Source organism: Massilia sp. CT11-108 (assembly GCF_047302915.1).
Taxonomy (GTDB): domain Bacteria; phylum Pseudomonadota; class Gammaproteobacteria; order Burkholderiales; family Burkholderiaceae_D; genus Telluria; species Telluria orientalis.
Window position 1 is genome coordinate 1 of record NZ_JBKYMO010000177.1, and the last position, 11084, is coordinate 11084.

The following is an 11084-nucleotide window of genomic DNA, read 5'->3' on the forward strand; positions in this document are numbered from 1 at the left end:
GCGCGGACATGTGTATAACACACAGAGCACGCGGCGCCAGGGCCGGCACGCGCGTGTGGCAGCGCGACCTGCGCCTGCGCCTCGTCATCGGTCCGCTGGACCTGCCGTCCTACGAAGCCTTCCTGCCGGGCGGGCGCGCGGCGCGCGCGCTGGGCAATATGGTGACCATGTTCACCGGGCTGTCGCTCGAATACGAAGTGCAGCTCGTGCTGCGCGCGGCCGACGTGCGGGGCAGCACGTTGGCCGGCACGCGGACGGCCGGCGCACGCCTGGGCTGGGACGGGTTCCTCGTCGACGGCCCCCAAATACAAGACCGCGCCGATGTGCGCTATGAGATTCACGCAAACTAAGACATGCCAACTGAAAGAGGACACGCGATGAGCATCAACCTGAAAACCCTGATCGGCAAACTGGACGACACCTGCCGCGCGGCCGCCACGCGGGCGGCCGGCCTGTGCGTGTCGCTGGGACAGTACGAGGTCGACATCGAGCACCTGTTCCTCGCGCTGCTGGAACAGCCCGCGTGCGACCTGGCCGTGATCGCGCGGCGCTGCGGCGTGTCGATCGAGCGGCTCGAGGCGGACCTGCACGCGGAAGTGGCCGGCTTCAGGAGCGGCAACACGCGCACGCCCGTGTTCTCGGAGCGGTTGCCGAAACTGTTCGAACACGCGTGGCTCATCGCGTCGCTCGACCTGCGCGCGGGCCAGCAGGCCGGCATCCGCAGCGGCCATCTGCTGCAGGCGCTCCTGAGTTCTCCCGAGCTGGCGCAGCTGGCGCACCGGGTGTCGCCGCAGTTCGCCGAATTCGACCTGGACCGCATCAAGCACCATTTCGACGACGTGACGGGCGGCTCCGACGAAGCACCGGCCGTCGTCGCGGCGCCCGTGCAGGACGCGGGCGGCGACCCGGTGGGCGAGCTGCGGCGCCAGGGACCGTCGAAGACGCCCGCGCTGGACCAGTTCACGACGAACCTGACGCAGCGCGCGCGCGACGGCAAGGTCGACCCGGTGATCGGGCGCGACGCGGAAATCCGCCAGCTCGTCGACATCCTCATGCGCCGCCGCCAGAACAACCCGATCCTGACGGGCGAAGCGGGCGTCGGCAAGACGGCCGTCGTGGAAGGCCTTGCATTGCGCGTCGCGACCGGCGACGTGCCCGAGGTATTGCGCGGCGTGGAAATTCACGTGCTGGACCTGGGCCTGCTGCAGGCCGGCGCCAGCGTGAAGGGCGAGTTCGAGAACCGCCTCAAGAACACCATCGACGAAGTGAAAAAGAGCCCGCACCCGATCATCCTGTTCATCGACGAGGCGCATACGATGATCGGCGCGGGCGGCCAGGCGGGCCAGAACGACGCGGCGAATTTGCTGAAGCCGGCGCTGGCACGGGGCGAGCTGCGCACGATCGCGGCCACCACGTGGAGCGAGTACAAGAAATACTTCGAGAAGGATCCCGCGCTGGCGCGCCGGTTCCAGGTCGTGAAGGTCGAGGAGCCGAGCGAGGAACTGGCGTGCGCGATGCTGCGCGGGATGGCGCCGCTGATGGAGAAGCATTTCAATGTCCGCATCCACGACGAGGCCATCACGGAAGCGGTACGCCTGTCGCACCGCTACATCAGCGGGCGCCAGCTGCCGGACAAGGCCATCGGCGTGCTGGACACCGCGTGCGCGAAAGTGGCGCTGGGCCGCGACGCGGCGCCGGCCCGCATCGAAGACCTCACGCGCCAGCTGGAGCGCCTCGATGCCGAACGCGCGGCGCTGGAGCGCGAGCAGGCGGCGGGCGAGGGCGCACACGATGCGCGGCTGGGCGAGTTGTCGGCGGCGCGCGGTGCCGCCGAAGACGAACTGGCCACGTTGCGCGCGCGCTGGGAGCGCGAGCGCGATCTCGTAAACCGCATCCGCGAAGCAGCGGACGCGCGCGGCCTGCGCGACGAACTGAAGGCCGTGCAGGGCGAGGCGCCTCTCGTGCCGCTGCAGGTGGATGGCCACGTAGTCGCCGGCATCGTCGCCGGCTGGACCGGTATCCCGCTCGGCAAGATGGTCAAGGACGAGATCCGCACGGTGCTGAACCTGCAGGACCTGCTGGAGCAGCGCGTGCTGGGCCAGTCGCATGCGATCGACGCGGTCGCGCAGCGCGTGCGCACGGCGCGCGCGAACCTCGACGATCCGAACAAGCCGCAGGGCGTGTTCCTGTTCGTCGGCCCGTCCGGCGTCGGCAAGACGGAGACGGCGCTGGCGCTGGCCGACGTGCTGTACGGCGGCGAACGCAAGCTCGTCACCATCAACATGAGCGAATACCAGGAGGCGCACAGCGTCTCCGGCCTGAAAGGCTCGCCGCCGGGCTATGTGGGCTATGGCGAGGGCGGCGTGCTGACGGAAGCCGTGCGCCGCAACCCGTACAGCGTCGTGCTGCTCGACGAGGTGGAAAAGGCCCACCCGGACGTGCTTGAGCTGTTCTTCCAGGTCTTCGACAAGGGCGTGCTGGACGACGCCGAAGGCCGCGAAGTCGATTTCCGCAACACGCTCATCATCCTCACGTCGAACGTCGCGTCGAGCACGCTGATGCAGGCTTGCCTGAACAAGGCGCCGGAAGAGGTGCCGGGCGCCGAGGAACTGGAGGCGCTGATCCGTCCCGCACTCGTCAAGCAGTTCAAGCCGGCGTTCCTGGGCCGCCTGAAAGTCGTGCCGTTCTATCCGATCCCGGACGACGTGCTGGCGCAAATCATCGAACTCAAGCTCGGACGCATCGGCCAGCGCGTGGCCGCCAACCACAAGGCGGCGTTCGCGTACGACGAGTCGCTCGTGGAGGCCGTGCTGGCCCGCTGCACGGAAGTCGATTCCGGCGCGCGCAACGTCGACAACATCCTCAACGGCACCTTGCTGCCGCAGATTGCCGAGGCCGTCCTGGCGCGCATGGCGGAAGGGGCGGCGATCGAGCGGATCGCGGTGGGCGCGGACCAGAGCGGCGATTTCACGTATGCAATCGCGTAGAAATGGACGGGCGGGCTGCGCTCGTCGATATCGATAACAAACAGGGTGTGGTCGGCGTCGGTGCGCGCCGATCCACGCTGCATGGTTTTAGGGCCGTGTTAGCGATAACGCCCGTCTCTACCGTATCTTCCTCGCATCACTAGTAAAAATCATAACGCCGAATGGTTGCTTTTATTACTCGGCGAACTCCTATAATCCATTCGCATTGTTATCGATATCTAAAACGGCAGCCGGCTGCATGGCAAGCCGTAAAACCAGCGAAACAATAAGACGACAAGTCCATTCGGATTACTTGGAGGAGAAGAAGATGCACCAGAAATACTACACCGTCCCGCGCATGACCCTCGTCGCACTGGCCCTGTCCCAGGCCTTCGCGTCGCAAGCGCTGGCACAGGTCGCGCCGGTCGAAGCCAACACCGTCGTCGTGAAGGGCCTCCGCGCCAGCGCGGAATCGTCCCTTTCGATCAAGAAGAACGCGATGGAAGTCGTCGACTCCATCACGGCCGACGACATCGGCAAGCTGCCCGATCCTAACGTCGCGGAAACGCTCACACGCCTGCCGGGCGTGCAGGGTTACCGCTACGGCGGCGAAGGCGCCTCGCCGGGCGGCAACGGCTCCGGCATGACCATCCGCGGCCTGTCGAACCAGACGGCGTCGCAAATCAACGGACGCGCCTATTTCACCGCCGGCTCGCGCGAATTCAACATCGAAGACGCGGTTCCGGCCATGGTCGCCGGCATCGACGTCTACAAGAACCCTTCGGCCGAACACGTCGAAGGTGCCATCGGCGGCCTGATCAACCTGCGCACCCGCAATCCGAGTGATTTCAAGGGTTTTACCGCCGTGCTGAACGGCAATATGCGCTACAACGATCTCGTCCGGAAGAAAGAACCTGAAGTAAGCGGACTGCTCGCCAACCGCTTCGATCTCGGCGGCGGTTCGCGTATCGGCGTGATGGCCGCCTTCGCCTTCCAGAAGACCACCAGCCGTAACGACTCTGCCGGCACCAATGGCGGTATGAATTACCGGCGCACGGTTCGTGGCGACAGCGCCGAGTACGCGAGCCTGGCGGCCGCGAACACGGGCAATAACGTGGCCCTGCCCATGTCGAAATATGTCGGCCGCAGCGACATCACTTACCTGGCGCCCGTGGACGTGATACCGGCGGCGGGCACCGTTACTCCCAACGCAGTGCCGGACACGTCCAAGCTGACACCCGCACAGGCCGCCAACATTATCTCCGCCAATACCCTCGGTCCCTGGCCCAGTGTGGAAAGCATCGCGCGCACGCGCAAAGCCCTGAACCTCGGGGCCGATTATCGCGTCAACAATACCTTGCGCTTCTACACCGAAGGCGCCTACACCTCTTACCTGTACAACCAGAACTATCTTTTTACCCGCATTTTCAACGACTACGGGGGTAACGTCCAGAACCTGACGCTCACGCCGTTCACCATCAACGAGTACATGGCCAACCGCAACGCCAACGGCGGCAGCAACGACGTCGTGACTACCCAGCGTGCGCTCGGCGGTACCTTCCTGAACCAGCCGATCGGTACGTGGGGCGGCGATGAGCACAGCCTGTACACGACCTGGAACGTGGCCACGGGCGTCGAGTGGAGCCCGACCCCCGCACTGTCGCTCAAGGGCGATATCAACTACATCAGGGCGGACCGCATCAAGGACAACCGCCGTGTCGAGATGGGCAACGCACCCGGCCAGTACTTCGATATTACTCGCGTCAACCAGAACTGGAACGACGGCCACTACACCGACATTCACGGCAACGATTGGTCCGATCCAGCCAAATTCGTCTTCCAGAAATACAGCGGCGACGGCTACCAGGAATTCCACGACAATGGCGCCGCGACCGCGCTCAGCGGCATCTATACGTTCGAAGACGGCTTCTTCACCAGGTTGAAGTTCGGCACGCGCTTTGCGCATCAGACCAATCGGTTCTTTGACAAGAATCCCTACAACGGGGGCAAGTGGTTGACGACGGACGGCAAGCCGCTCGCCGCCGATTACTCGAACGCGATTTCCGCGGCGTCCAAGCCGGGCGTCCTGGGACAGGCGCCGACGAACATGCTGGGCAATCAGAACGGCTATACCGGGGGCTTTGTCGTGTACAACCCGGACGCGCTGCTGGGCAACCAGGTTGCCGCACAATTCCCGCAAGCGAATATCGTCCCCGAGGGCAGCTACCCGGAATATGAGCTGGGCCGTCGTTATCTCAACGAGAATACGCTGGCCGGTTACGTCTCCACCGACTTCGCGGCGTTCGACGAGCGCCTCAAGGGTAACGTCGGCGTACGTGTCGTCCGCACCAAGTCCCAGGCGACCGCGCGCGTCCTCTCCGACCCGGCCCAGGCGACGTCCCCGCTGATCGACAATACGAAAACGACGACCTACACGAATGTCCTGCCGGCGTTTAACGTCACCTACGACATCGCGAAGGATTTCCTGGCCCGCTTCGGCTATGGCCGCGGCATGACCCGTCCCAATCTGGACCTGCTGAATCCGAACTACTCGTACAACTTCGGAAACGGCACCGCCAACGTGGGCAATCCGGACCTGAGCCCGCAGAAAGCCGACAGTGTCGACCTCTCGCTCGAGCGCTATTTCAGCCCGACGAACTATCTGGCGCTCGGCCTGTTCAACAAGGACATCAGCGGCTTCTTCAGCCAACTCTCGAGCTGCGGGATGCCGCAGAATGCGGTGTCCTACACGGGGCCCAGCAACGGCTGCTCGAGTGGCCAGTGGATGGTCTCGAAGAACGTCAATGCCGCGAAGGGCTATGCGCGCGGCGTGGAATTGTCCGGGCAGTGGTTCTTCAACGACAAGGATAGCTGGCTGAAGAACTTCGGTGTGGCAGGCTCCTATACGTATGTCGATACGTCCGCTCCGCTGAATATCGGCACGAACACGGCGCCCATCTTCATCGACGCGCAGCAGAACTTCGTATCCAAGAACAGCTACAGCCTTACCGGCATGTACGAGGACAGCAAGCTGTCGGCCCGCCTCGTGTACACCTGGCGTTCGTCCCAGAACCGGGGTTACAACGGACTCATTCCGTTGTTCAGCACTTACATCGGGTCCTACGGTCTGGTCGACGGATCGATCAACTACGCGATCGACGAGCACCTGACGCTGTCCTTCAATGCGTCGAACATCACGAACACGGCGCCCAACCGCTACGCCGGCGAAGTGCAAACCATGGAAACGGGCCGGGAGTACTCGCACATGGACAACGGCCGCTCGTTCAGCCTCGGCCTGCGCTACAAGTTCTGATCACGGCAAGCACCGGCACGGACGACCGCACCGCGCGGCCGGCCGTGCCGGTTTTTTTCTTTGGATACCGACCACATGACCATCAGTTTCCAGCGCCGCCGCCTGTTGCAGCGCGCGGCTGCATCTGCTGCGCTCTTGCCGTTTACGGGCACCCTCCACGCGGCAGCCTCGCACCGGTTCGCGATCGGCGACCACGACTTCCTGCTGGACGGGAAGCCGATCCAGATCCGCTGCGGCGAGATGCACTTCGCGCGCGTGCCGCGCGAGTACTGGTCGCACCGCCTGAAGACCATCAAGGCGATGGGCCTGAATGCCGTCTGCGCCTATCTGTTCTGGAACTACCACGAGTGGCGCGAAGGGCGCTACGACTGGGCCGCCCAGCGTGACGCCGCCGAATTCTGCCGGCTCGCTCAGCAGGAAGGCCTGTGGGTGATCCTGCGTCCGGGCCCGTATGCCTGCGCCGAGTGGGAGATGGGCGGCCTGCCGTGGTGGCTGCTGAAGCACGACGGCGACGACTTCCTGCGCACGCGCGACGAGGCCTACCTCGCGCCGGCGCGGCGCTGGCTGAAGGAAGTCGGGCGCGTGCTCGGCCCGCAGCAGGTCACGCACGGCGGTCCGATCCTGATGGTGCAGGTCGAGAACGAATACGGCTTCTTCGGCGACGACGTGGGTTACCTGCGCGTGCTGCGCCAGGCGCTGCTGGATGCCGGCTTCGACGTCCCGCTGTTCCAGTGCAATCCGACGAATGCCGTCGCACGCACGCACATCCCCGAACTGTTCACGGTGGCGAACTTCGGCAGCGACCCGGCCGCCGGCTTCAAGGCGCTGGACGCCGTGCAGAAGGGCCCCCGCATGTGCGGCGAGTATTACTCAGGCTGGTTCGACACGTGGGGCTCGCCGCACCACGGCGGCGGCGTCGAGGGTGCGACGAAGGACATCGCCGCGATGCTGAAGGCGAACGGTTCGTTCAGCCTGTACATGGCGCACGGCGGCACGACGTTCGGCCTGTGGGGCGGTTGCGACCGCCCGTTCCGGCCCGACACGACGAGTTACGACTACGACGCGCCGATCGGCGAAGCGGGCTGGATCGGCGCGAAATTCGACGCGTACCGCGCGGCGATGACGCCGTTCCTGGCGCCGGGCGAAACGCTGCCCGAGCCGCCGCCGCGCATGCCCGTCATGGCGATTTCCCCGTTCGCGCTGGCCGAGTCCGTGCCGGTGAAGACCGCGCTGCCCGCGCGCATGATCAAGGCAGTATCACCGAAGCCGATCGAGCAGTACGACATCAGCCGCGGCCTCGTCTCGTATCGCGTGACCCTGCCGGCCGGTCCGGCGGGCGTCGTGGAAGTGGCGCGCGCGCGCGACCTCGCGTGGATCACGATCGACGGCAGGCAGGTCGGCACGTTCGACACGCGCTACCGCCGCTACAAGGTCGACGTACCGGCGCGCGGCAAGCCGGCCGTGCTCGAGATCCTGCTGTACACGATCGCGCGCGTCAACTTCGGCGTGGAGATCCATGACCGCAAGGGCATCCACGGTCCCGTCACGTTCACCGCGAAGGGCGGCACCGCACAGCCGCTGGAGAACTGGGAAATCCGCGCCATCGATTTCGATGCGGACGGCGTCCTGCCGCCGCTCGCCTTCAAACAAGGCCGGGGCAAGGGCGCGGCGTTCTACCGTGGCGCCTTCGATGCCGCGCGCACCGACGATACGTTCCTCGACATGTCGGCGTGGGGCCAGGGCGTCGTCTGGGTCAACGGCCGCTGCCTCGGCAGGTTCTGGAGCATCGGTCCCACGCAGACGATGTATCTGCCGGGACCGTGGATCCGCAAGGGCCGCAACGAGGTCGTGGTACTCGACCTGACGGGACCGCGCGGGCAGGGCACACCGACGATCGCGGGACGTACGACCCCGATCCTCGACCAGCTGCACCGCGAGCGCGACCTGCCGCGCCCACCGAGCACCGTCCGCCTGCAGCTGGACGGCGTGAAGCCGGCGCACGACGGCGAATTCGCGCCGGGCTCGCAGACGCAGGACGTGCGCTTTGCGGCTTCGGTGAAAGGCCGCCAGTTCTGCCTGGAGGGACTCGACGCGTTCGACGGCAAGCCGTATGCGGCCGTGGCGGAGCTGGCCCTGCTGGACAAGGACGGCAAGACGCTCGACCAGTCCAACTGGACCATCGCCTGGGTCGACAGCGAGGAAGCGACGAAGTCAGACGGCGGCGCGCTGAACGCCATCAACGGCCAGAACAGCGATTACTGGATCACGGCGGACAAGGCCCCATACCCGCACCGCCTCGTGATCGACCTGGGGCGGCAGATGGACGTGGCCGGCCTGCGCTACGTGCCGCGCCAGGGGCCGGACGGCACCGCGGGACGCATCCGCCGCTTCCGCGCCTACGTGGGCGACAGGCTGGTGGTGGAATAATCGAGGAGACGCAATGAAAGTATTCCTGGCAGCCGCGGTCCTGGCCGTGGCGACCCATGCGCAGGCCGGCGACGTGTTCCGGCCCGGCGCAATCTGGCCCGACGACAAGGGCGTGCACATCAACGCGCACGGCGGCGGCATCCTGCAGCACGACGGCGTGTATTACTGGTTTGGCGAGCACAAGGTCGCCGGCACGGCCGGCAACCGCGCGCAGGTCGGCGTGCACGTGTACAGTTCGCGCAACCTGACCGACTGGAAGGACGAGGGCATCGCGCTCGCCGTCACCGACGACCCCGCGAGCGACATCGTGCGCGATGCGATCATCGAACGGCCGAAAGTGATCCGCAATGCAAAGACGGGCAAGTTCGTCATGTGGTTCCACCTGGAGCTGAAGGGCAAGCGCTACGACGCGGCGCGCGCCGGCGTGGCCGTCGCCGACAAGGTGACGGGGCCGTACGTGTATCAAGGCTCGTTCCGGCCGGACGCGGGTGCATGGCCGGTCGATGTCAAGCCCGACGACAAGGATGCCGCCACGTCCTTCCTCGCGCGCGACTTCGCGGGCGGGCAGATGTCGCGCGACATGACCTTGTTCGTGGACGACGACGGCAAGGCCTGGCAGTTCTACGCGTCGGAGGAAAATCACACGATGCACGTGTCGCGCCTGACGGACGACTACCTGCGTTCGGCCGGACAGTACGCGCGCGTGAAGCCGAACGGCGACGACGAGGCGCCGGCCGTCTTCAAGCACGGCGGCAAATACTACCTCGTGACGTCGGGCCTGACGGGCTGGGCGCCGAACGCGGCGAAGTCGTACGTCGCGGACAACCCGCTGGGTCCGTGGACGGCGCTCGGCAACCCGGTGCGCGGCACGCCGGAACAGCAGAAGATCACGTTCGGCGGCCAGTCGACATATGCGCTCACGTTACAGCGCAACGGCTGCACGCGGCATATCCTGATGCTCGACGTGTGGCGCAAGGAGAATGCCATCGACGGGCGCTACGTGTGGCAGCCGGTCGAGTGGGAGGACGGCAAGCCGGTGGTGCGCTGGCGCGACCAGTGGACGCTGGCGGAGATGGACAAGCTGCCTTGCGACGGGCCTGGCGCCATGGGAGGCAATCGATGACCGAACCCGGCAAGACCGACCGCTCTGCGGGCGGCGCGACGGTGTGGGACGTCGCCAGCCGGGCCGGGGTCTCGGCCATGACCGTCTCGCGCGTCATCAACGGCAATACGAGCGTCAGCATCAAGAACCGGGAAAAGGTGATGCGCGCGATCGGCGAACTCAATTACGAGGTCAATGTGGCGGCGCGCGCCGCGCGCATCGGTACACTCCGTGTCGGCCTGTTGTACAGCAACCCCAGCGAGGCCTTCCTCAGCGCGTTCCTCGTCGGCGCGCTCACCGAGTGCGGCCAGAGCGGCGCGCACCTGATCCTCGAACACTGCGACAACCTGAAGAGCCAGCGCAAGGCGATCGACCGCCTGATCGATGACGGCGCCGACGGCATCCTCGTGCCGCCGCCGCTGTGCGATTCGAAGTCCGCCCTCAAGATGCTTGCGGAACTGGGCATCCCCTCCGTCGCCGTCGCCACCGCGCGGCCGTCACCGCAGATGTCGGCGGTGCGCATCGACGACTACGAAGGCGCGCTGACGATGATGCGGCACCTGCTCGCGCTGGGCCACACGGACATCGGCTTCATCAAGGGCGACCCGGAACACACGCCGACCCAGCTGCGTTACCAGGCATTCATCGATGCGATGCGCGGCGCGGGCCTCGACGTGCCCGCCGAGCGGGTGGCGCAGGGCATGTTCACCTACCGTTCCGGCCTGCTGGCGGCGCGCGAGCTGCTGGGGCAACCGACCCGGCCGACGGCCATCTTCGCCAGCAACGACGACATGGCGGCCGCCGTCATCGCCGTCGCGCACGGGATGCACCTGCAGGTGCCGGACGACCTGACGGTCTGCGGCTTCGACGACACGCCCGTCGCGACGACCGTGTGGCCGGAACTGACGACGATCCACCAGCCGATCACGGACATGGCGCGCAGCGCCGTCGCGCTGCTGATCGAGCATGTCCGCGCCCAGCGCTCGGGTCACGCCTATGACCGGCGGCACCAACTGATGCCGTTCACGCTGGTGGTGCGGGAGTCCACTTCGGGGGCCGACTGACGGTCATCGGCGTTGCCGATGGCGCCGATCGGTTTTTCCCGTTTCTCTTTCCGGTACGGTGCGCCGACAATCGCGCCATCGATGTCACGGGAGGGGAAATGAACAAGGAAAAGGTATTGGTCGTCGGCGGCAGTTCGGGGATGGGGCTGAGTCTCGCGCGGTCGCTGCTCGCGGACGGCAGCGCCGTCGTCATCGCGGGGCGCTCGCCCGAC

General features: G+C 66.1%; 6 protein-coding genes. All 6 read left to right on the forward strand.

What is annotated here, in order from left to right; translation table 11 throughout:
* Positions 1 to 350 (forward strand): type VI secretion system baseplate subunit TssG (locus ACEN88_RS15520; RefSeq protein WP_413340942.1); only part of this gene is annotated, 350 nt, incomplete at its 5' end.
* 27 nt (positions 351 to 377) lie between these two features.
* Positions 378 to 2987, forward strand: coding sequence for a type VI secretion system ATPase TssH (gene tssH / locus ACEN88_RS15525; RefSeq protein WP_413340943.1), 2610 nt, complete (start codon positions 378 to 380; stop codon positions 2985 to 2987).
* A 307-nt stretch (positions 2988 to 3294) separates the two neighbouring features.
* Complete coding sequence (locus tag ACEN88_RS15530; protein WP_413340945.1) at positions 3295 to 6279, forward strand: TonB-dependent receptor; 2985 nt, start codon at positions 3295 to 3297, stop codon at positions 6277 to 6279.
* 75 nt (positions 6280 to 6354) lie between these two features.
* Positions 6355 to 8706 carry a beta-galactosidase gene (locus ACEN88_RS15535; RefSeq protein WP_413340947.1) on the forward strand — a complete coding sequence of 784 codons (2352 nt, stop codon included), beginning with the start codon at positions 6355 to 6357 and terminating at the stop codon, positions 8704 to 8706.
* Positions 8707 to 8719: 13 nt separating this feature from the next.
* Positions 8720 to 9829: a glycoside hydrolase family 43 protein gene (locus ACEN88_RS15540; protein ID WP_413340949.1), complete on the forward strand. Its 1110-nt coding sequence runs from the start codon at positions 8720 to 8722 to the stop codon at positions 9827 to 9829.
* Positions 9826 to 10872, forward strand: coding sequence for a LacI family DNA-binding transcriptional regulator (locus ACEN88_RS15545; protein ID WP_413340950.1), 1047 nt, complete (start codon positions 9826 to 9828; stop codon positions 10870 to 10872). Before ACEN88_RS15540 ends, ACEN88_RS15545 begins: the two co-directional genes overlap by 4 nt.
* Positions 10873 to 11084: the final 212 nt, after the last annotated feature.

Excerpts from the sequence above, each read along its gene's own strand:
- ACEN88_RS15530 (WP_413340945.1), top strand. The coding sequence starts at position 3,295 with ATGCACCAGAAATACTACACCGTCCCGCGCATGACCCTCGTCGCACTG.
- ACEN88_RS15540 (WP_413340949.1), top strand. The coding sequence starts at position 8,720 with ATGAAAGTATTCCTGGCAGCCGCGGTCCTGGCCGTGGCGACCCATGCG.
- ACEN88_RS15535 (WP_413340947.1), top strand. The coding sequence starts at position 6,355 with ATGACCATCAGTTTCCAGCGCCGCCGCCTGTTGCAGCGCGCGGCTGCA.
- ACEN88_RS15545 (WP_413340950.1), top strand. The coding sequence starts at position 9,826 with ATGACCGAACCCGGCAAGACCGACCGCTCTGCGGGCGGCGCGACGGTG.
- tssH (WP_413340943.1), top strand. The coding sequence starts at position 378 with ATGAGCATCAACCTGAAAACCCTGATCGGCAAACTGGACGACACCTGC.